The sequence below is a fragment of the Sphingomonas sp. PR090111-T3T-6A genome, from assembly GCF_000383095.1.
GTDB lineage: Bacteria > Pseudomonadota > Alphaproteobacteria > Sphingomonadales > Sphingomonadaceae > Solisphingomonas.
Map to the genome: position 1 here is coordinate 628,874 of NZ_AORL01000021.1, position 24,607 is coordinate 653,480.

20 protein-coding genes are annotated in these 24,607 nt (G+C 65.0%); 9 read left to right on the plus strand and 11 right to left on the minus strand.

All coding sequences use genetic code 11. From position 1 onward, the window contains the following. Positions 1-8 precede the first annotated feature (8 nt). Genes ST3T6A_RS0113085 through ST3T6A_RS21210 form a run of 3 tightly spaced genes read left to right on the plus strand, consistent with a single transcriptional unit; the run spans position 9 to position 1,728 of the window. Positions 9-278, plus strand: a complete 270-nt coding sequence (locus tag ST3T6A_RS0113085) for an acyl carrier protein (RefSeq protein WP_019833390.1) — start codon at positions 9-11, stop codon at positions 276-278. Beyond that, a complete protein-coding gene (locus ST3T6A_RS21545) occupies positions 275-946 on the plus strand; it encodes a hypothetical protein (protein ID WP_157602831.1) in 672 nt (223 codons plus the stop codon). The genes ST3T6A_RS0113085 and ST3T6A_RS21545 overlap by 4 nt, the downstream gene beginning before the upstream one ends. Then, positions 931-1,728 (plus strand): hydrolase 1, exosortase A system-associated, encoded by a 798-nt coding sequence (locus ST3T6A_RS21210; RefSeq protein WP_162140537.1) that lies wholly within the window; start codon positions 931-933, stop codon positions 1,726-1,728. Before ST3T6A_RS21545 ends, ST3T6A_RS21210 begins: the two co-directional genes overlap by 16 nt. Here the strand turns inward: ST3T6A_RS21210 and trxB are convergent. The 9 genes from trxB to ST3T6A_RS22040 form a co-directional block, all read right to left on the minus strand. After that, positions 1,712-2,659, minus strand: a complete 948-nt coding sequence (trxB, locus tag ST3T6A_RS0113095; RefSeq protein ID WP_019833393.1) for a thioredoxin-disulfide reductase — start codon at positions 2,657-2,659, stop codon at positions 1,712-1,714. The genes ST3T6A_RS21210 and trxB overlap by 17 nt on opposite strands. Before the next feature lie 240 nt (positions 2,660-2,899). Beyond that, positions 2,900-3,655, minus strand: coding sequence for a 3-keto-disaccharide hydrolase (locus tag ST3T6A_RS0113100; RefSeq protein ID WP_019833394.1), 756 nt, complete (start codon positions 3,653-3,655; stop codon positions 2,900-2,902). Next, positions 3,655-5,073 (minus strand): Gfo/Idh/MocA family protein, encoded by a 1,419-nt coding sequence (locus ST3T6A_RS0113105; RefSeq protein ID WP_019833395.1) that lies wholly within the window; start codon positions 5,071-5,073, stop codon positions 3,655-3,657. The genes ST3T6A_RS0113100 and ST3T6A_RS0113105 overlap by 1 nt, the downstream gene beginning before the upstream one ends. Then, positions 5,073-6,758 (minus strand): GMC oxidoreductase, encoded by a 1,686-nt coding sequence (locus tag ST3T6A_RS0113110; RefSeq protein ID WP_019833396.1) that lies wholly within the window; start codon positions 6,756-6,758, stop codon positions 5,073-5,075. Before ST3T6A_RS0113110 ends, ST3T6A_RS0113105 begins: the two co-directional genes overlap by 1 nt. Positions 6,759-6,766: 8 nt before the next feature. Next, positions 6,767-7,600, minus strand: a complete 834-nt coding sequence (locus tag ST3T6A_RS0113115; RefSeq protein WP_019833397.1) for a sugar phosphate isomerase/epimerase family protein — start codon at positions 7,598-7,600, stop codon at positions 6,767-6,769. Continuing rightward, the gene (locus ST3T6A_RS0113120; RefSeq protein WP_019833398.1) at positions 7,597-8,184 is read right to left on the minus strand and encodes a gluconate 2-dehydrogenase subunit 3 family protein; all 588 of its coding nucleotides are present in this window, start codon (positions 8,182-8,184) and stop codon (positions 7,597-7,599) included. Before ST3T6A_RS0113120 ends, ST3T6A_RS0113115 begins: the two co-directional genes overlap by 4 nt. A 109-nt stretch (positions 8,185-8,293) precedes the next feature. Next, entirely contained in the window at positions 8,294-9,598 is a 1,305-nt protein-coding gene (locus ST3T6A_RS0113130; protein WP_019833400.1) for an MFS transporter, read from the minus strand. A 26-nt stretch (positions 9,599-9,624) separates the two neighbouring features. After that, positions 9,625-10,674 (minus strand): TIM barrel protein, encoded by a 1,050-nt coding sequence (locus ST3T6A_RS0113135; protein ID WP_019833401.1) that lies wholly within the window; start codon positions 10,672-10,674, stop codon positions 9,625-9,627. 11 nt (positions 10,675-10,685) lie between these two features. After that, positions 10,686-11,273, minus strand: coding sequence for a c-type cytochrome (locus ST3T6A_RS22040; protein ID WP_235785796.1), 588 nt, complete (start codon positions 11,271-11,273; stop codon positions 10,686-10,688). On the opposite strand from ST3T6A_RS22040, the gene ST3T6A_RS0113145 reads away from it, so the two are divergent. Next, positions 11,199-12,338 carry a Gfo/Idh/MocA family protein gene (locus tag ST3T6A_RS0113145; protein ID WP_019833403.1) on the plus strand — a complete coding sequence of 380 codons (1,140 nt, stop codon included), beginning with the start codon at positions 11,199-11,201 and terminating at the stop codon, positions 12,336-12,338. The genes ST3T6A_RS22040 and ST3T6A_RS0113145 overlap by 75 nt on opposite strands. 9 nt (positions 12,339-12,347) lie before the next feature. Here ST3T6A_RS0113145 and ST3T6A_RS0113150 read toward each other — a convergent pair whose 3' ends face one another. Together ST3T6A_RS0113150 and ST3T6A_RS21550 are read right to left on the minus strand one after the other, a co-directional pair. Next, positions 12,348-13,580, minus strand: a complete 1,233-nt coding sequence (locus ST3T6A_RS0113150; protein ID WP_019833404.1) for an ROK family transcriptional regulator — start codon at positions 13,578-13,580, stop codon at positions 12,348-12,350. Further along, positions 13,577-13,897, minus strand: coding sequence for a hypothetical protein (locus ST3T6A_RS21550; RefSeq protein ID WP_157602837.1), 321 nt, complete (start codon positions 13,895-13,897; stop codon positions 13,577-13,579). Before ST3T6A_RS21550 ends, ST3T6A_RS0113150 begins: the two co-directional genes overlap by 4 nt. Positions 13,898-14,239: 342 nt before the next feature. Between ST3T6A_RS21550 and ST3T6A_RS0113160 the strand changes: the two genes are divergently transcribed. The 5 genes from ST3T6A_RS0113160 (at position 14,240) to ST3T6A_RS0113180 (ending at position 24,580) form a co-directional block, all read left to right on the plus strand. Further along, a complete protein-coding gene (locus tag ST3T6A_RS0113160) occupies positions 14,240-17,272 on the plus strand; it encodes a TonB-dependent receptor (protein WP_051103455.1) in 3,033 nt (1,010 codons plus the stop codon). A gap of 108 nt (positions 17,273-17,380) precedes the next feature. Beyond that, positions 17,381-18,463: a glycoside hydrolase family 43 protein gene (locus ST3T6A_RS20165; RefSeq protein ID WP_019833407.1), complete on the plus strand. Its 1,083-nt coding sequence runs from the start codon at positions 17,381-17,383 to the stop codon at positions 18,461-18,463. Between the two features lie 59 nt (positions 18,464-18,522). Then, positions 18,523-20,805, plus strand: a complete 2,283-nt coding sequence (locus ST3T6A_RS0113170) for a GH92 family glycosyl hydrolase (RefSeq protein ID WP_019833408.1) — start codon at positions 18,523-18,525, stop codon at positions 20,803-20,805. Continuing rightward, positions 20,802-22,235 carry a glycoside hydrolase family 125 protein gene (locus ST3T6A_RS0113175; RefSeq protein WP_037538688.1) on the plus strand — a complete coding sequence of 478 codons (1,434 nt, stop codon included), beginning with the start codon at positions 20,802-20,804 and terminating at the stop codon, positions 22,233-22,235. The genes ST3T6A_RS0113170 and ST3T6A_RS0113175 overlap by 4 nt, the downstream gene beginning before the upstream one ends. A 20-nt stretch (positions 22,236-22,255) precedes the next feature. Then, positions 22,256-24,580, plus strand: a complete 2,325-nt coding sequence (locus ST3T6A_RS0113180; protein ID WP_019833410.1) for a GH92 family glycosyl hydrolase — start codon at positions 22,256-22,258, stop codon at positions 24,578-24,580. The last annotated feature ends 27 nt before the right edge of the window (positions 24,581-24,607 follow it).

Genomic DNA, 24,607 nt, shown 5'->3' on the forward strand with positions numbered 1-24,607 from the left:
GATATGCGATGGACCGGACGGCCGACACGACAGATGACCTGCTGCGCGCGATCCTGCGTGACGTGCTGGGTCTCGATCCGGCCCGCGCGGCGGCGATCGATGCCGATACGCCGCTGTTCGGCGCGATGCCCGAACTCGACTCCATGGCCGTCGCGGGCCTGCTGACCGAAATCGAGGATCGCCTTCACGTCCTGATCGAGGATGACGAGGTGGACGGCGCGATGCTGGAAACGTTCGGCAGTCTCGCAGACTTTATCCGGGCCAAGCGCGGCGCATGAGCGAGGACGCCCTACGCGTCCTGACATACAGCCTCTCGGGCTCGCCCGAATTCACTCTCTGCCGTGGACCGAAAGACGGCCCGCAGATACTTGTTCTACAACCTCTTTTCGAAGAGATGAACCGATGCCGCGCGCTCGTCTCATCGCTGTGCCGCGGGCTTGCCCAGCGGGGTTTCGGCTGCTGGCTTCCCGATCTGCCCGGCACCGGTGAAAGTCCGCGCGCGCTCGATGACGTAAGCTGGAGCGACTGGCTCGCTTCCGTCGACACCGTTGAGCAACTGATACGGACGGAAACCAGCCGCGCGCCGGCCACTGTCTCGATCCGCGGCGGAAGCCTGTTGGAGGGACAACGCCCAAACCCCCGCTGGCGCCTTTCTCCGACATCCGGCCGTTCGTTGCTCAGCGACCTGAGGCGGAGCGCGCTCATGAGCGGGAGTGATCCCTCCATGCCTTCCGGCTATCGCCTGAGCGCAGGACTCGTCGAGAACCTCCAGTTGGCGGACAGCCTTACCGAACCAAACATCCGAACGCTCCGTCTCACCTCAGACGATCGTCCGGCGGATCGGCACATCGAAGGAAGTCCCCTCTGGCGCCGTCCCGAACCCACTTCGGACGACGTATTGGCGCAATGCCTGATCGAAGATATCGCTTCGTGGGCAAGAGCTTGAGGTCCATTATCACCATCCCATGCGAGGGCGATGAACTACTCGCCACCATCGACGGCCCAGCCGATGCGCGTATCGGCTGGTTGTTCGTTGTCGGCGGAAGCCAGACACGGGTCGGGCCGCATCGTCTCTACGAGCGGCTGGCGTATCGACTGGCTGAAGCCGGCCATGCGGTGCTCCGCTTCGATCGGCGCGGGATCGGGGACAGCGAGGGCCAGGATCAAGGCTATCTGGGCAGCGCTCGCGATATTAATGCAGCGGCGAAGGCGCTCAGGAACAATTTTACCAAATTAGACCAACTCTTTGCCTTCGGTCTCTGTGACGGAGCTTCAGCCATAGCGTTGCATGGCGAGCCCCTTGCATTGACCGGGGCCGTTCTCGCCAATCCATGGGTGGTGGAGCCGCAGGGCGACCTTCCGCCGGCTGCCGCGATCAGGGGGCATTATCGGCGGCGCATCCTCGATCCGCGTGCCTGGTGGCGCCTGCTGAGCGGCGGCGTGAACTTCCACAAACTGGCGCGCGGCATCGCCAACAGCGGCAAGCGCGCCGACGATCACCTCATCCGCCGCTTTACCGCGGGGCTGCCGCCCCGCTCCCGGATCGTGCTCGCCGAAGGGGACGGCACGGCACAGGCCTTTGCGTCCGCCTGGAAAAATCTGGCGGCCGGGGAGCGCCCGGCCGCCGATATGGTGCGCATCCCCACCACCTCGCACAGCTTCGCCGATCCGGCGGCGTTCGAGGCGCTGGCGGATGCCTTGCTCGGAGCGGTTATTCCGCCGCGATAGCCTCGGCCTCGAAGTCCGCCTCCGCAAGGAAGCGCTCGGCATCGAGCGCCGCCATGCAGCCCGTGCCCGCCGCCGTGATCGCCTGACGATAGATCTTGTCCATCACGTCACCGCACGCGAACACACCCGGAACCGAGGTCCGCGTCGTGCCGGGCTCGACCTTGATGTAGTGATCCTCATCGAGATCGACATGGCCCTTGAACAGCTCGGTCGCCGGGTGGTGGCCGATCGCCACGAAACCGCCGTCGACGTCGAGCCGGCTGAGTTCCCCCGTCCGCGTGTCGCGCAGTTCCAGTGCGCAGAGGCCCTGATGGCCCTCGCCGCCCACGAACTCGGCCACTTCGGTGTTCCACAGCACCTTGATGCCGTGATGCTTGAACAGCCGCTCCTGAAGAATCTTCTCGGCGCGAAGCGAATCGCGGCGATGGATCAGCGTCACGTCATGGCTATGGTTGGTGAGGTAAAGCGCCTCTTCGACTGCAGTGTTGCCGCCGCCGATCACCGCCACCTTCTTGCCGCGGAAGAAGAAGCCGTCGCAGGTCGCGCAGGCCGAGACGCCCTGCCCGCGCAGCTTCTGCTCGCTGTCGAGGCCCAGCCACTTCGCCTGTGCGCCGGTCGCGATCACCAGCGTGTCGCCGAGATAGACATGGCCTCCATCGCCGACGAGACGGAAGGGACGCTGCGAGAGATCGACCTCGACGATCGTGTCCCACATCATCTGGGCGCCGACATGCTCGGCCTGTGCCTGCATCTCCTCCATCAGCCACGGGCCCTGGATGACCTCGCGGAAACCGGGATAATTCTCGACATCGGTGGTGGTGGTGAGCTGGCCGCCCGGCTGGATGCCCTGCACCACGATCGGCGCAAGCCCCGCGCGCGCGCCATAGATCGCGGCAGACAGGCCTGCCGGCCCGGACCCGAGGATGAGCATACGAGTGGAATGGGTAGCGGTCATGGAAAGATGCTTTCAGGATATAATCTTGATGCACCAGATAGGATGCGCCCTCCCCCTTGCGCAACTGCCTCGCAAAGGGCGGGCGGCATAGATTTTCCTGACGCGATGGTAGCATGGGAGGGCCATGAACCCCCTCGCGGGCAGATCAACCATGCGGAATATGCCTCGATGCGCGGGAACCCGATACCCCCACGCACCGTCTGGCTCGCCGCCCGGTTAAGGCAGTTCCCGCACCCAGATATTGCGGAAACTGATCGGAGCGCTCTTGTCGCCATGCGCCTGGAGCTTGATCGGCTCCGGCCCATGCGGCGCATAATGCGGCTGGCCGATATACAGGGTCGGTCCCTTCAGCACCGTATGATCCTGCACGAGCACGCCGTTCATCAGCACCGTCACCGAGGCCGGCCGGGTGACCGCTCCATCGGCCCCGAAGGCCGGCGCGTTCCAGACCACATCGTAGCTCTGCCACTCACCCGGCTTGCGGGCCGGATTGGCGAGCGGCGCCGTCTGCTTGTAAACGGCACCGACCTGCCCGTTGACGTAGGTCTCGTTGTGGTAGCTGTCCATGATCTGGAGTTCGTAACCCGCGTCCCCGTCACCGGTGGAGGCGAGGAACAATCCGCTATTGCCGCGCCCCTGCCCCTCGCCCGTGATATCGGCGGGGATGCGCCATTCGAGATGAAGCTGATAGCTGCCGAAGCTGCGGCGCGTCTGGATGTTGCCGCTGCTCTTGTCGACCGTGACGATGCCGTCATGCACCTTCCAACGCGCGGGCGATCCGTCATGGACGGTGACCCATTGCGACAAATCCTTCCCGTCGAACAGCACGATCGCATCCGACGGTGGCGGAGCGGGCGTGTAGGCGCCCGGCGTCACGACAGGCGGTTTGGGCGACCAGACCTCGGTGTCCTCAGGGCGCGGCCCGGCGGGGTTCTGCGCTGCAAGCAGCGCGGTGGTGAGAGCAAGGATCATCACAGTGTCCACCCCGCACGATATTCGCGCTGAAGGAAGCGATTGGCGTCGGGCAGGTTCGTGATCCGGCCTGCCGCGCCGTCATAGTGGATCGGCTGGCCGGCGCGCAGGGCCACCATGCCGAGCAGCATCGTCTCGTTGAGCAGCGTTGCATCGGCGAAAGGCGACGACGCCTTGGTCTCGCCGCGGATGGCAGCGATCCAGTTCATCTCGTGCCCATCGCGGCTTCCCGGAATGCGCGGCAGCGACTGCGGGACAGCCGCCGCACGCTCGGCCGTGCCATCTCCGATCAGCACCGGCTTCTCGCCATAGGTTTCGTGCATCAGCATCCCCTTGTCGCCCATATACAGCACACCGCCACCCGGATTCATGGTGACGCCCGGAGGAAGGTTTTCCGGCGTCGGCGGCATCAGCCCACCGTCATACCAGGTCAGCCGCAGCGGCCCGCCCGGCGCATGACCGAACTCGAAATGGGTGATGGCGGCGAGCGGATAGCTGCCGAGTTCGGCGGGCGGCTTGTCGTCCCACAGATTATCGTCGCCGCCCCAGGCGGAATGACGCGTCTCGATCCGTGTCGGCAAGCCGGGCGACAGCGCCCAGATCGGGAAGTCGAGCAAATGCGCGCCCATGTCGCCGAGCGCGCCGGTTCCGAATGGTGTCCAGCCGCGCCAGTTGAAATGGGCGTAAGCGGGATTGTAGCCCCAGCCGACCGTCGCGGGGCCCATCCAGATATCCCAGTCGAGACTGGCGGGCGCCGGCACCGCGGCGGGTCGAGCAATGCCCTGCGGCCAGACCGGCCGGTTGGTCCAGGCATGGACCTCGCGGACATTGCCGATGACGCCGCCCCGGATCAGCTCGATCACACGCCGCCCGTCGTCGCCGGAATGGCCCTGATTGCCCATCTGCGTCACGAGCTTGGGATTACTCCGGGCGATCTCGGCCAAAGTCCGGCTCTCGGCGACGGTATAGGTGAGCGGCTTCTGGACATAGACATGAAGCCCGCGCTCCATCGCCATCTTCGCCGCGACCGCGTGATGATGATCGGGCGTCGCGATCAGCACCGCGTCGAGATCGCGATGAGCGTCAAACATCCGCCGATAGTCGGCATGACGCGTCGCCTTGTCATAGGCGACACGCAGCGCCACGCGCTCGGGAATGATCACGCCCTGCTTGTCGACGAGGGACTTCGCGACATGATCGAAATCGACGTCCGTCACGGCGACGATATTCTGGCTGGTGAGCCGCGACATGTTGCTGGCGCCCATGCCGCCCGCGCCGATCACCGCCAGGTTGACCCGGTCGCCGGGCTTCCAGCGGCGGTGTCGCGCTGCCCTCGCAGCACCGGGGATCGCCAGCGCGGCCGTCGCCCCACCCAGCCATGCCCGCCGGGTGATGCCCTTGTCCCAGGCCTCCCCCATCAGATCGTGCCCGCCTGAACCTGCTTGACCGCATGATCCGCCGCGCGGGCGGTCATCGCCATGAAGGTCAGCGACGGATTGACGCAGGAGACCGACGCCATCTGCGCACCGTCCGTGACGAAGAGGTTGGCCGCGTCGTGCGCCTGGCTCCACCCGTTCAGCACCGACGAGCGCGGGTCCACGCCCATGCGCGCGCCACCCATCTCGTGGATGGCGTCGCCGGGCACATGCTCCTTCTGCTCGCTCTGCACATTGGTGAGGCCGGCCGCGCGCAGCATCGCCTCGCCCTGCGTCCGGGCGTCATCCATCATGCGCAACTCGTTGTCGCGGAACCTCACGTCGAAGCGCATCAGAGGCACCCCGAAGCGATCCACCTTGTCCGGGTGAAGCGAGACGCGATTGTCCTCATAGGGCAGGCATTCGCCGAATGCGCCGATGCCGAAGCGCCAACCGGCATAGCGCCGCATCCCGTGCTTCATCGAGGCGCCGAAGCCCACCGGCGGCGCGGGGCTGCGATAGGCGCCTCCCTGATAGCCATAGCCACGGTGGAAGCCGAGCTCGTCATCACGACCGACATTGCGGAAACGGGGGATATAGACCCCGCCCGGCCGCCGCCCATATTCGATGAACTCGGTCATGCCGGGGATGTCGCCGCTGATGTTGACCCGGAAGATATGGTCCATGACGTAGCGGCCGAGCGTACCGCTGCTATCGAAATGACTGCGTCCGGTCCTGTCGCGCGAGTTCATCAGGATCTGCGTCGAGGCCATCGCGGACGCGCAGAGGAAGACCAGCCGCGCCGGGATCACCTCGGCCTGCCCCGTCTTGGCGTCGACCACGCGAACGCCCGTCACCCGACGGCGCTTGCCGTCATATTCGAGGTTGGTCACCACCGCGTCGGAACGCAGCGTCAGACGTCCGGTCGCGCGCGCGGCGGGGAGCGTCACCGCCTGCGTCGAGAAATAGGCGCCGAAGGAGCAGCCCCGGCTGCACTGGTTGCGAAGCTGGCATTTGGACCGCCCCGCACCCTGATCGGGCTTGTCCTCGGTGATGTTGCTGAGGCGGGTGTGGATCAGCTTGCGGCCCGGACAGGCGCTTTCGAGCCGTTCCTTCACCCATTTTTCGGCGATGTTCATCGGCATCGGCGGCATGAACTCGCTGTCGGGCAACTGGGGCAAACCCTCGCGCGATCCCGACACGCCGATATATTTCTCGACATAGCTGTACCAGGGCGCGACGTCCTCATAACGGATCGGCCAGTCGCCACCGACACCTTCGCGCTTGTTCGCCTCGAAGTCGGCCGGGCTCCAGCGGAAGGACCAGCGCCCCCAGATCAGCGACTTGCCGCCGACCGCACCCGGACGAATCCAGTAGAACTTCTCGCCATCGTCGTAGGCGTAGGGGTTCAACCGGTCGTTGTTGTAGAACATCCGATTGCCCGGCCCGATATAACCATGGGTCGCGATGAAATAGTCGCTGTCGACCAGCGGCGCCGGCATCATGTCGCGCGCGGGCACCTCGAAGGCGGGTTTCCCGTCATAGGGATAATCTTCGCCATGCTCGACCATGCGCCCGCGATCGAGCATCAGCACGCGCAGGCCTTTTTCCGTCAACTCCTTGGCCGCGAAGCCGCCCGAGATGCCGGAGCCGATGACGATCGCGTCGAAGCGGTCGGTGGCTGCCATATATCCTCCTAGCGGCCGAGCAGTCGGCTGAGATTGTTGAAGCTGGTGGTGATGTCCGGGATGTAGGGCGCCGGGCATTCGTCATTCTCGACGAAGAAATGCTTCACGCCGGAGATGCCGTTCAGGCGGAAGATGTCGGCGAAGTCGATCGTGCCCGAGCCGACGCTGGTCATCGAACCGTCCGGCTTCATGTCCTTGACGTGATAGGCGTGGACGCGCCCGGCGAGGCGGCGGATCAGCGCCTTCGGGTCCTGCCCAGCCTTCACTGCCCAGTAGAGATCGATCTCGAACTTCACGAGCGCGGGATCGGTATCGTGGATCAGCCGCTCGTAGAGATCGCTGCCGGCCACCTGCGTGGTGAACTCGAAATCATGGTTGTGATAGGCGAAGGTGAAGCCTTCCGAATGAAGCTGCGGCGCGATGCGGTTCATCGTCGCCACCACCTGGCGCCAGCCCTCCTCGTTGCGGAGGCTCTGGTCGATATAGGGCATCACCACCGTGTCCGCGCCCAGCGTCCGCGCCATCTTCACCGACTGGTCGAAATGGTTGGCGAGCGAGTCATAGGGAATGTGCGCGGACGGTGCCTTCAGCCCGAGCCGGTCGGTCGTGCGGCGCAGCATGGCGTGGTCCATGGCGTCGTAGCCGCCGCCGCCATATTCGATCTCCTGGTAGCCGACACGCGCCACCTGGGTCAGCGTGTTCACCGGGTCCGCCTGGAACAGCGTGCGCAGCGTGTAGAGCTGAAGGCCGACGGGCTTTCCGCCCTTGGCGGCCGTCTTGGCGAAGGCTGGAGCGGCGGCAAGCGCGGCGGTCGCCGCGAGAAAGGTACGACGATCCATCATGATGAGAAGACCTTGTTGACCTTGGAATAGGGATAGGCGCCGTCATAGCTGCCCGGCACGGGGAGATATTCGCGCTCCTTCGTCATGCCGATCTCGGACGTGTAGTAGCCCGCGATCACCAGCTGCCGGAATGCGTTGAAGAAGGCGGCACCGCCGGTCATGCGGTCCTCCATGGCGAGGGTAAGCAGCCTGTCCTGCTGCTCAGCCGTGGCGGAAACCGCGGGCACGCCGAAATCGGCACGGCTGTGCGCATCGATCTGGTCGAGCCCGGCAAGGATCGGCACACGATCCGCCGGATAAGACCAATCGGCGAGCAGCTTCTCGATGAACGCCGGCACCCCGGCGGCGATGGCGCCGGGCGTGTCGGTCGTCGGCAACACGCGCTCGGAGAGCGCTGTCATCAGCGCGCGCTGGGCGTCGGTGAAGACGGCCGTGCTCGGCGCGCCGGTATCGATGGGAGGCATGCCTGCTCCGATGCCGCCCCCTCCTCCGTCCGCGACACCCGCCGCACGGGCGAGCGGCGCGATGAGCGTCGCACCGAACATCGCGACGATGCTGGCCACCGCGTCTCTGCGGTCGATCATAGTCCCTCCCCATTGGCGGTGCGGTGGATCATGCGACAGGCGGCGGCCAGCCGCCCCTCGCCGGGTCGGCCCCGCACCGAATTGCCATGCTTCATGCCGATCACGCCCATTACGCGCGCCCTTCCGCGGCGGCGGCCCCCGCGCGGCGATCCGCCAGCCAGATGCCGCCGAAGACCAGCAACAGGATCGCCGGGAAGGCCACCAGCCGCGCGAAGGACACCGACGCCGCCGCATCCTCCACGGCACGCAGAGCGGCGCCCGTCAGATGCTCATAGGCCGCGGCGCCCCCGGCGATCTCCACCTTGGCGGAATCGAACATCGCCCCGAGGCGCGGCAGCACGAAGAAGCTTGCGAGCGCACCTGCCGAGCCGACCAGCCCCATCGCCCACGCCCCGCCACGCGGATAGCGTTCCGCGACCGACGCCAGCATCGTCGGCCACATCGCGCAGACGCCCAGCCCCCAGACGGTCGACGCGAGGATCGCCGCCGCCGGCGACTGCGCGCGCGACAGCATGAACAGCCCGATGCCTGCGAGGAGGCTGGAGATCCACAACAGCCCCGGATTGGAGAAGCGCGCCGCCAGCCGCCCGGCGAAGTGGCGGAACACGAACATCAGCGCGCTCACATAGACCAGCAACAGGATGCCGCGCATGCCCACCCGGTTGGAGAGCGCCACGTCGATCCACTGGCCCGGCGCCAGCTCGGACGAGGCGGTGAGGAACATCGCGCCGAACCAGATGAAGAAGCTCGGCCGGCGGAACACCTCGACGATCGTGTCGCGGAAGCTCGGCCCGCGGCCCGCGGCATGGCTCGCCTCCGGGAAGCGCGTGGTCGCCGCGATGCCGATCACGCCGAGCGCCGGCAGTAGCACCAGCGCCATGATCACCTGCCAGTGCACCACGTCCGCCAGCGCGAAGCCAAGCAGCCCGCCGACGATCAGTCCACCCGGATACCAGGCATGGAGCACGTTCAGCCGGTGCGTCGTGTCCTCGGGATAGAGCCGCGCTGTCAGCGGGTTGATCGTCGCCTCGGCGAGGCCCCAGCCGATGCCACTCACCAGCATCCCCGCCCAAACGCAGTGATAGACGCCCATGCCGCTCGCAACGGTGCCCGCGCTTACGATCAGCAGCGTGCCGACCACGAAGCAGGAGCCGCAGCCGAGCAGCATCCGGCGCATCCCGATCTGATCGAGCACGGCGCTCGTCACGAACACGGTGATGGCAAAGCCCAGAAAGGCCGATCCGAGCGCCGAGCCGATCAGTTCGCCTGCCTGCACAGGCGCGATCGGATCGATCCACTGCGCCTTGAGCCCGCCCGCGATCGCCGCGCGGATCGACGCGCTCGAAGCGGCGGTAAACAACGCCAGCACGCCCAGCCAGAACAACCGCCCCCGGTTGATCGTCCCTTCGTCCACCCTGTGCCCTCCCTTTGGCGCTCCGCTTATCGTGTCAGTCCCAGGAGCTTCCGGTTTGTCTGCGCGTCGCTGTCTCCGCCCGCGAAATCGTCGAAGGCGCGTTCGGCGCGGCGGATCATGTGCGCGGCGATGAAGGGCGCGCCCTCCCGGGCGCCGTCCTCAGGGTGCTTGAGGCAGCACTCCCATTCGAGCACCGCCCAGCCGTCATAGCCATATTGGGTCAGCTTCGAGAAAATCGCGCCGAAATCGACCTGCCCGTCGCCCAGCGAACGGAAGCGGCCCGGCCGGTCGACCCAGCTCTGAAAGCCACCATAGACGCCCGAACGCCCCGTCGGATTGAACTCCGCATCCTTGACGTGGAACATGCGGATACGGTCGCGATAGATGTCGATGAACTGGAGATAGTCCATCGCCTGCAACACGAAATGGCTCGGATCATAGAGGATGTTCGCGCGGGGATGCCCATCGACCGCGTCGAGAAAGCGCTCGAAGGTGATGCCGTCGTGCAGATCCTCGCCCGGATGCAGCTCGAAGCAGACATCGACGCCCTGCTCCTCGAAATGATCGAGGATGGGCCGCCAGCGACGCCCCAGCTCGGCGAACGCCTCTTCGACCAGCCCGGCCGGCCGCTGCGGCCACGGATAGAGGAAGGGCCATGCGAGCGCGCCCGGAAAGGCCGCCTGCGCCTTCAGGCCAAGCCGCCGGCTGGCGATCGCGCCCAGCTTCACCTGCTCCACCGCCCAGCCCTGCCGCTCGTCCGGCTTGCCCCGCAGCTCCGGTGGCGCAAAGGCATCGAAAGCGGTGTCATAAGCAGGATGCACCGCCACGAGCTGGCCCTGGAGATGGGTCGATAGTTCGGTGATCTCGACGCCCGCCTCGCGGCAGACGCCGGCCAGCTCATCGCAATAATCCTGGCTTTCGGCGGCCCGCCTGAGGTCGATGCAGCGCGCATCCGAGGTCGGGATCTGCACGCCGCGATAGCCTGCGTCCGCCATCCATTTCGCCGCGCTGGCGAGCGTGTCGAACGGTGCGGAGTCGCCCATGAACTGGGCAAGGAAGACACCCGGCCCCTTCATCGCCCCACCCGTCATTTCGCCGTCTGGGCCTTCAGATAGGCGATCAACGCCGCACGGCGGGCAGGATCGTCCACCCGCATCACCATGCGCGTACCGGGCACGAGCTTGGACGGAGCGGCAAGGAAATTGTCGAGGCTCTTCTCATCCCAGCGGATCCCAGAGGCCTTCAACGCAGCGCTGTAATTGTAATCGGGAGCGCCCCCCGCTTGCCGGCCGAACAGCCCGTGGAGATTCGGTCCGATGCCGTTGCGCTCGCCGGCTCCCAGCGTGTGGCAGGATCGGCAGGCCGCGAAGGCTTGCGCACCCGCAGGCGACGCACTGTCCTGTGCAGGCAACCGCACCGACGTCGCTGCCGCCGCCATCGCAAGCGCAACCGGTATAAGACGAAGCATAACCTTCATGAGGCACCTCTCCCGGCGGTTTTGTCCGCTCTGTCGCCACTTACCTAAATCATCTTTTCTTATGTTGGCTAGGCAATTTTGTATCGTATCGTCGCGTTCCATAAATTGAGAGGAAAAGCCGGAATGAACAAGGCGGAACGAAAAATGCGTTACGGCATGGCCGGCGGGGGCGAAGGGGCCTTCATCGGCGCTGTCCATCGCATGGCCGCCGCCCTCGACGGCGAGGCGACGCTGGTCTGCGGAGCTTTCAGCACCGACGGCGATCGCAACAGCCGGACCGGCGAGGCGCTCGGCCTCCCGCCCGCCCGGGTCTACGCGGATATCGAATCGCTTCTGAGCGGCGAACGCGCGCTTCCCAAAACCGAACGGATGCAGGCACTCGCGATCGTCACGCCGAATCATCTCCACGCACCGATGGCGATCGCCGCGCTCGATTCGGGCTTCGACGTCTTCTCGGAAAAGCCGATGGCCGCCACGCTCGCCGAAGCGAATGCCATCGCCGATGCCGTCCGCCGCAGCGGGCGCCATTATGCCCTCGCCTTCACCTACGCCGGCTACCCGATGGTCGAAGAGGCTCGCCAACGTGTCCTCCGTGGGGATTTCGGGACGATCCGGCGAGTCGAGGTGGAATATCTGCAAGGTTGGCTCAGCCGGCCGATCGACGCGGACGGCAACAAGCAGGCCGAGTGGCGCACCGATCCGGCGCGGGCCGGCCTCGGCGGCTGCCTGGGCGACATCGGCTCGCACGCCTTCCATCTCGCCGAGCATGTCTCCGGCCTGAGCGTCGAGGCGATCAGCGCGGACCTGACGACCCATGTCGCCGGCCGTCAGCTCGATGACGACGTGGCGGTGCTGCTGCGCTTCCATGGCGGCGCACGCGGCACGGTTCGCGCCAGCCAGGTCGCGGCGGGCGAGGAGAATGGCCTGCGCCTGCGCATCCACGGCACGGAAGGCGGGCTCGACTGGGCGCAGATGGAGCCCAACACGCTGACCCTCCGCTGGCTTGATCGCCCGACCGAGCTTCTCCGTGCCGCTGGCCCCGGCCTGACGCCCGCCATGGCATCCCTGCTGCGCATTCCGGCCGGGCACCCCGAGGGGTATATCGAGGCGTTCGCCAACCTGTATCGTGCCTTCGGCCGCGCCGTGAGGAGCAATGCGGATCTCGATGCTCCGGGCCTTTCCGACGGCCTGCGCACAATGCGGTTCATCGATGCGGCCGTGCGCAACTCCACCGGAACCGAGAAGTGGACGCCCCTATGCTGAGCGGCGTGCCTAATCCCGCCCGGCCTGGATGAGGATCGCGTCGGAGGGAAGGAGACGGTCGAGGAAAGGGAGGATGGCGGCCCCGATCGCCGGCGCGTCACCCGCCATGGTGGCAGGGATCACGGCTGCACGGGAGGGGAGCGCCATGCCTTCCAGCCGTTCGTTGAGGCTGGCGGCCAGTCGCCCGAGCAGCGGCGCCGGCAGACGGCCGCCGATCAGCACCGCATTGGGGTTGATGAGGCAGTTCACCGCCATCAGTGGCGAGAGCAGCGAACGCGCCGCGTCCTCGATCCACCGGTCGATCACCGCCATCGCGAGAGGCGTCTCCGAAAGGAGATCCTCGCGACCTGAAAAGGACTGGCCGGCGGCCTCCAGCCGCGCGCCCAGCGCGGACAACGACACGGTATCCTGAACTCGGGCCCCCGGAACGCTCGACGCAGGATCGGGCATCAACCCGATCTCCCCGCTGCGGAGCGTGGCGCCGCGATAATAGCTCCCGTCGATCACCAGCCCGCCGCCAAGGCCCGCGCTGATGAGCAGATAGAAGAAGCTGGGATGCTCAAATCCCGTGGCGCATTGCGCCTCGCCCAATGCCGCCGCCGCCGCATCGTTGTCTGCGTAGACCGGCCAGGGCAACACCTCGCCGAGCAGGTCCGAGACATTGAGTCCGCTCCAGCGCTCGTAGCCGGCCGGCCTGTGGGGCAGCGCGATCATGCCGAGGTCGTCAGGCAAGGCCACCCCCACCCCCAACACCCGATCGCGCTTGATCCCCCCCACCGCGATCAGCCCGTCGATTTCATCGTGAACATAGGCAAGCACGTCCTCAGGCAAGGCGAAGGTCATCTCCCGCGAGACGCGGCTGCGGACCTCGCCCGCCAGATCGAGCGCCACCATGGTCACATGATCGCGATCGATGTTGAGACCCAGTGCAAATGCCCCATCCGGATCGACCGTCAAGCGCAGCGCCGGCTGTCCGCGTGCACCGAAACGCCGCCCCGCAAGCCGCACGAAACCGAGTTCCATGAGACGTCCGGTAATGTTCGCGATCGTCGGCGCGGTCAGTCCGGTCTGTCGCGCGAGCGCCACCCGCGTCGTTTCGCCACTGAGGCGGATCGCCTGGAGGACGATGCGTTGGTTGTAATCGCCCGCACGGGCGAGGTTCGTGCCCGAAAGTGAGACGGCCAGCCGGGTCTCACGCGTTCCTGCGGCGCTGCTGATCGTGCCCTGCGCGCCGTGCATCATGCTGCCCCTCCGATCTTTCGGTACCCTTTTCGCCGCTTTCCTAGCGTCATGACATGCGACCCGTCATATAGAAAAACAAAATATTTAAATTGACCTTCCGCCAGAGAGAGGAATATCGTCCAGACCGGCTTGATGAAGGAGATGATCGATGCGCCGCCCGGCTGTGGCTGGCGCCGACGCTCCTTCGCCCTGTTCATCTTTCGGAGTGCAGCGCCGACGGCTCGCAAGACAGCCGAGGGAAAGGAGATCGGAGGGGAGATCAGAGGCAAGTGGAAAGGTTCATCCTGTTCCATGTCCGCAGCGGCAACGGCTTCCATTCACCGGACCGTGCGTCGACCGCTTCCGACCAAGATCAGCACAAGCGATCTGGTCATCGCCTGTGCGGGCTGACGCCTTTCGATAACGCCGGAGAAACGATCCGCTTCCGCGGGTTCAGCGCCCGGCCGAACGGACAATAACTCTAAATATATCAGCCTATTGATCGAGGAATCTTATTTCATCCATTACAATTGACAAATTGCTTTTTGTATTCTGAAATGAGCGTCAACAGCCACAGGGCAACGGAACGGGCTCCGCGCTGGAGCACCCTTCCGTGGCACCTGCATCGGCAAAAAAGAATCCGGGGGCCAAGTGGTCCTCGCCGGAGGGGAGGAAGTCTGATGAAGGTATATCGTATATTTGGTCCCGACGCGTCGACTCGCGACAGGATCATCCACCGCCTGATGTTCTCGGCGAGCATGGTGGCGAGCGTTGCCGCCGCCGCACAGGCGCAGGCCCAGCCTGACCAGCCCAACCCGGCCATCACCGCTCAGGCGGTCACCGGTTCGACCCAGTCGGGATCGGCGGCGGATGACAGCTCTGCCACCAGTTCCATCGTCGTCACCGGCTATCGCCAGTCGATCGAGCAGAGCCTGCGCGAGAAGCGCATGGCCAACGCCTTCGTCGACGTCATCACCTCGCAGGATATCGGCAAGTTCCCCGACAAGAACGTCGCCGACTCGCTCCAGCGCGTGCCGGGCGTCGTCATCGACCGCGACGGTGGCGAGGGCAAGAACGTCAGCATCCGCGGCCTCTCGTCCGACCTCACGCTGACCGAACTCAACGGCAACTATATCGCGACGGCGGACACCGGCGATCCCTCGCGCTCGTTCAACTATCTGCTGCTGCCGTCGAACATGATCGGCAGCGTCGAGGTGTTCAAGTCGCCCGAAGCCCGGCTCGATGAAGGCGGCGTCGGCGGCACCATCATCCTCCACACCCGCAATCCGCTCGATCTCAAGCCCTGGTCCGGCTTCGTGTCTGGCGAAGGCACCTATGCGGACGTGACGCACAAGGGGGAGCCGCAATTCTCCGGCCAGCTCTCCTGGCACAATGAAGCCGGCACGGTCGGCTTCCTGGTCGGCGGCACCTACCAGAAGCGCACCGACCGCGAGATGGACGGCAGCACCGAGAGCTGGCAGTGGTGGGCCGACGGTGGCCGCGGCGGCGGCACTCCCGCCACCGACGTCAACGGCAACACCTTCGCCAACGACGATGCCGTCACCTACTGGTCGGAAAACAAGGGCGAAACCACGCAAGGGGGCACGCACTATAACGGCTATTGGGCGCCGCAATCGGTCGACGAAGCGGTCAAGATCGACAAGCGCGAGCGCATCGGCGTGCAGGCGACCCTGGAACTGAAACCGACCGACAATCTGCATATTGTCGCCAACTATTTCCGCTTCCAGCTCAACCGCACCGGCACCTATAATAATATCAAGATCCCCGAGTGGGGCTACGGCAACTTCTTCACTGACGCGAAGTTCGATAAGAGCGGCACGATCATGCAGTCGGCGACTTTCCAGGTCCCGCCGGATGGCACCGGTTGCCTTGTGATCTCGCCAACGAATCCCAACCCCTGCACTATGGAAACGCCACAGATGCAGAACACCTTCTCGCGCGAGAAGGATGTCTCGAACACCTTCGATGCCCACCTCAACTGGAACAAGGACCGGCTCGATGTCTCGGTCGTCGGCGGTTACACGCGCGCGACCGGCGGCCCCTCCGAGCAGTTCTATGTCGCTGCCAAGCCACGCCTGACCGGCAACGTGACTCAGAACGGCAATCACCTGAGCATGTGGGATTTCAGCAACGGCGGCCTGAATATGCAGTTCTCGCCGGACCTCATTCAGAATCTGCAGAACGGCGTCGCGCAGGTCGACCAGGGTTCCACCGGCTCAGGCTATACCAACGCGAAGATCCAGCAGAAATATGCCCAGATCGACGTGACCCGCCATTTCGACAGCTTCCTGAACTCGATCCAAATTGGCGCCAAGTGGCGCGATGGAGATATTGATCGCAAGACCGGCGAGCTGGACTGGTATGCCGACGCGGCGACGCAGACACGTTTCCAGGATACGTCGAACGGCGCTTATGCCGAGGGCGATTTCTTCTACCCGATCCACAATATCACCAGCGGTTTCAATACGAATGCGTTCCCAGCCATCGATGTTCAGAAATATATCGACTATCTGAACAAGACCTACGGCAAGGCCGTCGTGGTCCCGCATCCGCAGGATCTCTATCATATCAACGAGCGAATCTGGGCCGGTTACGCTCAGGCGAACTTCAAAACCGGTCCGGTGCGCGGCAATATCGGCGTTCGTGTCGTGAATACCCGACAGTCCGGCACGTCGACCGACACGCTTTATTATGAAAATGACTATTGCGTAGATGGTCCCGGCGGCCCGTTCGATCCGAACAAGCAACTCGGTGCCGACGGCAACTGCCTCGTCATCAAGCAGCAGGACCGCGAAGTACGCGTCTATTCGCCGCACAGCGACAGCAAGAGCTACACGGACGTCCTGCCGAGTTTCAATATCTCTTGGGATGTGACGAACAACCTGCTGGTCCGTGGTGCTGTTTCGAAGGTGGTCGCACGGCCGAACTTCAACGATCTGGCCTCCGCCCGCTCGCTGACCTTCAATTCGGACGCGTTCGTGTTCGACCGTTCCCAGTTCGGCGCGCGACCCGGCTGGTTCGGCAATGGCGGCAACTTCAACCTGAAGCCCTTCTCCGCATGGGACTATGACCTCGGCGTCGAATGGTACTTCCACCGCGGCTCGGTGCTCGGCGCGGCGCTGTTCCGCAAGGACGTGAAGAACTTCATCGTGCCCGTCGTTGTCGATCTCGCTCAGAACGTGGCGGGCGAGAATGTGGTGGTCCAGCAGTATTCGACCAACACCAACGGCGCGAGCGCGGTGTCGGAAGGCATCGAACTCTATGCCCAGCACACGCTGGACATGGGCCTGGGTGCGCAGGTGAACTTCACCTACAACCACACCTCGACGGCCGACGTTTCGGTCGATGGCAAGAAGATCGGCACCTCGCCGCTGGTGGGCAGCGCCAAGACCCAGTGGAACGCCTCGGTCTTCTACGAGAAGCACGGCATCCTCGTGCGCGCCTCGTACAACCGTCGCGGCGAACAGGTCGAAGGCCTCGTCTCGGGTCTGAACGTCTACAACGACCCGTATCAGCAGGTCGATCTCAACGCCCAGTACAACATCACCAAGGGCGTTTCGCTGACCGCCTCGGTCATCAACCTGACCAAGGAAACCCAGAAGTCGCATCTCGGCAACGACACCAAGGCGCGCTTCTATTCGAGCCAGTATACCGGCCGCCGTTTCTATGCCGGCGTCCAGTGGAACTTCTGATCTAGTTACGCCTGTGTAGAGGCGTCAGTAGGGCGCGGCCTCCTCTCTCCGGAGGCCGCGCTTTCCTGCAACAGGGGGCAAGACTCGATGCGCAGGCCTGGATGGTGGATGGCGGCCCTGGCCGTGCTGGCATTGCCCACCGCGGCGCCTGCCCGGAACCCGATCGTTCCCGGCTGGTATGCCGATCCCGAAATCCGCATTTTCGACCACCAGTACTGGATCTACCCCACCTATTCGGACGACTTCGGCAAGCCCGATGTCTCTCCCCATTTCTCCGCCACGCAGGCGGCCGCGCGGGAGGGCAAGCATGTCCGCCCGTCCTACAACAAGCAGACCTTCTTCAACGCCTTCTCCTCGCCCGATCTCGTCCACTGGACGAAGCATGAGCATGTGCTCGACGTCGCGAACGTGTCGTGGGCGGCCTATGCGGTCTGGGCGCCCTCCGCGATCGAGGTGGATGGCAAATATTACCTGTTCTTTGCCGCCAACGACATCCAGAGCGACAAGGAAACAGGCGGCATCGGCCTAGCCATGAGCGATAAGCCCGGCGGGCCGTTCAAGGATGCGCTCGGCCATCCGCTGATCGCCGACTTCCACAATGGCGCGCAGCCGATCGATCCGTTCGTCTATCGCGACGACGATGGGCAGACCTATCTCTTTTACGGCGGCTGGGGCCACTGCAACGTCGTGCGGCTCAGCCACGACCTGAAGACCGTCCTGCCCTATGCCGACGGCTCGACCTGGAAGGAGATCACCCCGCCCGGCTATGTCGAGGGTTCCTTCCTCATCAAGCGCAAGGGCGTCTATTACCTGATGTGGTCCGAAGGCGGCTGGACCGGCCCCGACTACAGCGTCGCCTATGCGATGGGCCCGAGCCCGACCGGGCCGTTCAAGCCGATGGGCAAGATTCTCCAGCAGGATTTCAGCATCGCGCGCGGTGCCGGCCATCACTCGGTGGTCAACGTGCCGGGCACCGACGACTGGTACATCGTCTATCACCGCCGCCCGCTCGGCGACGACATCGGCGAGCACCGCCAGCTCGCCATCGATCACATGGAATTCAACGCGGACGGCACCATCAAGCCGGTGGTGATGACCAACGAAGGGGTGACGCCTCGCCCCCCTCGCGCATCCCGCGCGATGACAGCACAACATCTGAGTACCGAGTACAGGGAAGGACGGGGACGTTGAGGAAAGTGATTAGCAGCGCGCTTCGCGGCACGATCGCCGCTCTTCTGGCAGGAAGCGCCATGACCGCGGCGGTCGCGGCTACGCCGGCCCCGGCGCCCGCGCACGAAAGCCTCGCCGAGCTGATCAATCCCCTGATGGGCACGGACTCGAATTACGAGCTGTCCTACGGGAACGTCTATCCGGCGGTGGCCGTGCCGTGGGGCATGAACTTCTGGTCGCCGGTCACGGGCAAGATGGGCGACGGTTGGGGCTACACCTACGAAACCCACAAGATCAACGGCATCAAGCAGACCCACCAGCCCAGCCCCTGGATGAACGATTACGCCGCCTTCTCGCTTTTCGCAGAGACGGGCGACGTGAAGATCAAGCAGGAAGACCGCGCCTCCTGGTTCAGCCACAAGGCCGAAGAGAGCCACCCCTATTCCTACAAGGTCTATCTCGCCGACTATGATGTGACGGCCGAGGTCGCGCCCACCAACCGCGCGGCGCAGTTCCAGTTCACCTTCCCCAAGAGCGACCAGTCGCACATCATCCTCGACGGCTATGCCGGCGGCTCGATGGTGAAGATCGACGCGGCGCACCGCCGTATCATCGGCTATGTCCGCAACAATTCGGGCGGCGTGCCGGCGAACTTCCACAATTATTTCGTCGCCGAGTTCGACAAGCCCTTCACCGTTGGCCGGACATGGGGCGACAAGGGCGACCTCACCAACGACCAGTCGCGCGAAGGCGATCATGTCGGCGCGGTGATCAGCTTCCAGACGGCGGCGGGCGAGAAGGTCCACGTCAAGATCGCGTCCTCCTTCATCAGCCCCGAGCAGGCCGAGCGCAATCTCGACACCGAGATCGGCCATGACAGCTTCGACCAGACCGAGGCCAAGGCGAAGGCCGAGTGGGAGAAGGAACTCGGCCGCGTCCGCGTGACCGATCCGAACCTCGACAACCGCCGCACCTTCTACTCGGCCCTGTACCGAATGCTGCAATTCCCGCGCATGTTCTTCGAAATCGATGCCGCCGGAAAGGTCGTCCACTACAGCCCGTATGACGGGCAGGTGCACGACGGTTACATGTACACCGACAATGGCTTCTGGGACACCTGGCGCGCCGTCTTCCCCTATTTCGTGATGATGTATCCGGAACAGGACAGCCAGATCATGCAGGGTCTGGTGAACACCTACAAGGAATCCGGCTGGCTCCCGGAATGGGCGAGCCCGGGCCACCGCAGCGTGATGATCGGCTCCAACTCCGCCAACATCATCGCCGACGCCTATGTGAACGGCGTGCGCGGCTTCGATGCCGAGACGCTCTATCAGGCGGTCGTCAAGAACGCGACGACCGACAAGGGCCGCCCGACCGACAAGAAGGGCCGCACGCTCAGCGCCGTCGGACGCGAGGGCGTCGATTACTACAACCAGCTCGGCTATGTGCCCTATGATGTGGGCATCCACGAGAATGCTGCGCGCACGCTGGAATATGCGACGGCCGACTTCTCGATCTCGCGCTTCGCCAAGGCGCTCGGCAAGACCGGCGACGTCGCTCATTATCAGGAGCACGCGCAGAACTTCCGCAAGCTCTACGACCCTCAGACCGGCTGGATGCGCGGGCGCAACAAGGATGGCTCCTGGGAGACGCCCTTCAACCCCTTCAAATGGGGCGATGCTTTCACCGAGGGCAATGCCTTCCAGTATAGCTGGGCGGTGATGCAGGACGTTCAGGGCCTGATCGACCTGATGGGCGGCGACAAGCCCTTCCTCAATCGACTGGACTCCGTCTTCACCACGCCGCCGGTGTTCGACAACAGCTATTATGGCGAGACGATCCACGAGATCCGCGAGATGCAGGTGGTCAACATGGGCCAGTACGCCCATGGCAACCAGCCGATCCAACATATGATCTATCTCTATGACTGGGCCGGCCAGCCGTGGAAGGCGCAATATCATGTCCGCGACGTGATGAAGCGCCTCTATTCGGCGACACCGGACGGCTATCCCGGCGACGAGGATAACGGCCAGACGTCCGCCTGGTACGTCTTCTCGGCACTGGGCTTCTATCCGGTGACGCCGGCGGTCGGGCAGTATGCGATCGGCAGCCCGCTGTTCCGCAATGTCCAGCTCACCATGCCGACCGGCAAGCTCCTCACCATCGAGGCGGTGAACAACAGCGCGAACAATGTCTATATCCAGTCGGTCACGCTGAACGGCAAGCCGTATGACAAGGCGTGGCTGGCACACGCCACGCTGGAGCAGGGCGGCACGCTGCTCTTCGTGATGGGGCCGACCCCGAACAAGGCGTGGGCCTCCACCAAGGCGGCAGCGCCCTTCTCGATGAGCGCGCCGAAATGATGGACCGTCGCGATATACTCGCCGGAGCGGGCGTGCTGGCGATGGCCGCCGCCCTCCCCTCGTCCGTCCTCGCCGCCGTCCCCTTCGCCAGCAAGCGCCCGGCGAAGGAGCAGCGCCGCTTCGTCAGCGCGGCGGTGGAAGCCGAGATCGCACGGGTGAAGCGCAAGATCGGCGATCCCGAACTCGCGTGGATGTTCGAGAATTGCTACCCGAACACGCTCGACACCACGGTCGAGACGGGCGCGGTCGACGGCAAGCCGGACACTTTCATCATCACCGGCGACATCACCGCGATGTGGCTCCGCGACAGCTCGGCGCAGGTGCAACCCTATGTGCATCTCGCCGCCGAGGATGCGGACCTCAAGCACATGTTCCAGGGGCTGATCCAGCGACAGGCGCGCTGCATCCTGATCGATCCCTATGCCAACGCCTTCATGAAGGACCCCACCGCCAGGTCAAACCTCGACTGGTCGCAGGTGGACGATACCGACATGAAGCCCGGCGTCGCCGAGCGGAAGTGGGAGATCGACTCCCTCTGCTACCCGATGCGCCTCTCGCACGCCTATTGGACGCGCACGCGGGACAAGGCGCCGTTCGACGATACGTGGTCGCAGGCGATGAAGCTCGCGGTCGCGACCTTTCGCGTGCAGCAGCGCAAGGATGGCCCCGGCCCCTATCATTTCCAGCGCAAGGCCGCCGCGCCGACCGACAGCCTCCCCATGGGGGGCTATGGCGCGCCGACCAGGAAGATCGGCCTGATCCACTCGATGTTCCGCCCGTCAGACGATGCGTGCCTCTATCCCTTCCTGATCCCGTCCAACCTCTTCGCCGTCTCGGTGCTGCGCAAGATAGCTGAGGTCCACCGCGAGGCGCGCGGCGATACGCAGGCGGCCGCCGAGGCCGAGGCGCTGGCGGCGGAAGTCGAGGCCGTGCTGAAGGAGCATGCGCTGATCCCCGACGGCAAGGGCGGTCAGGTCTGGGCCTATGAGATCGACGGCTTCGGCAACTGGATCTTCATGGACGACGCCAATGTGCCGAGCCTCTCCGGCCTCGCGCTGATCGAGGCCGCCGGCCGCGACGATCCTCTCTTCCGCCGCACCGCCGCGCTCGCGTGGAGCGATCGCAACCCTTATTTCTTCAAGGGGACGGCGGCCGAGGGCATCGGCGGCCCGCATGTCGGGCAGGACATGATCTGGCCGATGTCGATCATCACCCACGCCATGAACAGCGACGACGACGCGACGATCCGCCAGTGCCTCCGCTGGCTCAAGACCACGCACGCCGGCACGGGCTTCATGCACGAGAGCTTCCACAAGGACGATCCGTCGAAGTTCACGCGGCCCTGGTTCGCCTGGGCCAATGCGCTGTTCGGCCAGTTGATCGTCGATCTCGCCGCCCGCAAGCCCGCGCTCATCGCCGGCCATATCTGATTTCCACAGGAAACCTCGCCATGATGACAGCCAATCGTCGCCAGATCCTCGCCGGAACCGGGCTCGCCGCCCTCGGCACGGCGCTCCTTCCCTCCAGCGCGTGGGCGGCAGCACCGCTACCCGGCAAGCCGGACCTGTTCGTCGGCACCGGCGGACATGGCCACACCTTCCCCGGCCCATCGCTGCCCTTCGGCATGGCACAGCTCGGGCCGGACACGAACAATGCGGGATGGGACGCCTGTTCGGGCTATCACCAGGATGACGGCTCGATCATGGGCTTCTCGCACACGCATCTGTCCGGCACGGGCATCGGCGACATGATGGACGTGCTGGTCGTTCCGACGCGTGGGCCGCTCAAGCTGGAGCCCGGCCCGGTCGAGCATCCCGAGCAGGGTTATCGCCAGCGCTACTCCGACGAACATGCCGAGCCCGGCTATTACCGCGTGCGGCTGGAGAGCGGCGTCCTCGCCGAGCTGACCGTCACCGAGCGCACGGGCCTTCACCGCTACAGCTTCCCCAAGGGGCCGGCGCACATCCTGATCGACTTCGCGCATTGCAAGCAGGAGAAGCCCGACGAGCCGATCCGCATCGACAATGCGATGCTGCGGCTGGAGAAGGACGGCACGCTCACCGGCACCCGTCAGGTATTCCGCTGGGCGGCGGGGCGCACCATCCACTTCGCGATGCAGCTCTCGCGCAAGCCCAGCCGCGTCGAGTTCTTCGCCGACAGCGACACCGCATCACCGGCGGGCACGAGCGACGTGAAGGGTCATCGCCTGAAGGTGGCGCTCTTCTTCGATGATGCCGGTGGTGCTCCCATCGAGATCAAGACCGGCCTCTCCGGCGTCGACATCGCGGGCGCGAAGGCGGCGCTTGCGGCCGAGGCGCCGGGCTGGGGCTTCGACAAGGCGCGCATCGCCGCGCAGCGCCGCTGGGCGAAGGAACTCAACCGCGTGCGTGTCTCGGGCGGCACCGAGGCGCAGCGCACGGTCATGGCGAGCGCGCTCTACCACGCCTTCCTCTCGCCCACCCTCTTCACCGATCGCGACGGCCGCTACATGGGCCTCGACCATCAGGTGTATCAGGCGCCGGCGGGCGAAGCCGCCTATTCCACCTATTCGCTGTGGGATACCTATCGCGCGCTGCATCCGCTGCTGACGCTGGTGATGCCCGATCAGGCGGCCCTGTTCGTGCGCGATCTCATCCGCCAGACGCAGCAGAGCCCCTATGGCCCGCCCGTCTGGCCGCTTCAGGGCTATGAGACAGCCTGCATGATCGGCTGGCACGCCGTTTCGGTGCTCGCCGAGGCGCAGGCCAAGGGGATCAAGGCGGACTATGCCGCCGCCTGGCCCAATGTCCGCCGCCGCGCCTTCGACCTCTCCTTCCCGGACATCGACAGCACGCTGGGCCGCAACTTCTACCAGAAGCTCGGCTATATCCCGGCGGATCAGGTGTGGGAGTCGGTCAGCCGCACGCAGGAATATTCCTATGACGACTGGGCCATGGCGAAGCTCGCCGAGGGCATCGGCCAGCATGAGGATGCGGCGGCGCTCCGCAAGCGCAGCCTCAACTATCGCAACGTCATCGATCCGGGCATCGGCTTCGCACGGCCCCGCTTCTCGGACGGAAGCTGGTGGACGCCCTACGATCCGATCCAGCTCGGCCATGCGCCCGAGAAATATCGCGATTACACGGAGGCCAACGGCTGGCAGGCGACCTTCCTCAACCAGCACGACATCTATGGCTTGATCGCTCTGTTCGGCGGCGACAAGTCCTTCGAGAAGAAGCTCGACGCGCTCTTCACCGCCCCCTCCACGCTGCCCAAGAACGCGCCGCCGGACATCTCCGGCCTCGTCGGCCAATATGCCCACGGCAACGAGCCGGATCAGCACGTCGCCTATCTCTATGCCTATGCCGGCGCGCCGTGGAAGACGCAGGCGATGGTCCGCCGCCTGCTGACCGAGATGTACAAGGCCGCGCCCGACGGCATCATCGGCAATGACGATTGCGGCCAGATGAGCGCCTGGTTCATCCTGTCAGCGCTGGGCTTCTATCCGGTCGATCCGGTCAGCGCGCTCTATGTCTTCGGCTCACCGCTGTTCGACGAGGCGGAGATGGATCTGGGCGGCGGCAAGACGCTCAAGGTCCGCGCCGTCAACAACGGCCCGGACAAGCCCTACATCCAGTCCGTCCGCTGGAACGGCCAGCCCTGGACGCGCAACTGGATCGCGCATGCCGATCTCGCCAAGGGCGGCGAGCTGGTCTTCGAGATGGGTGCGCAGCCCTCGAAATTCGGCTCGGCCCCGCAGGATCGCCCGCCGTCCTTCGGCCGGCTCTCCTCCTGATCCGGATCAGATCGTCAACCATCGAGC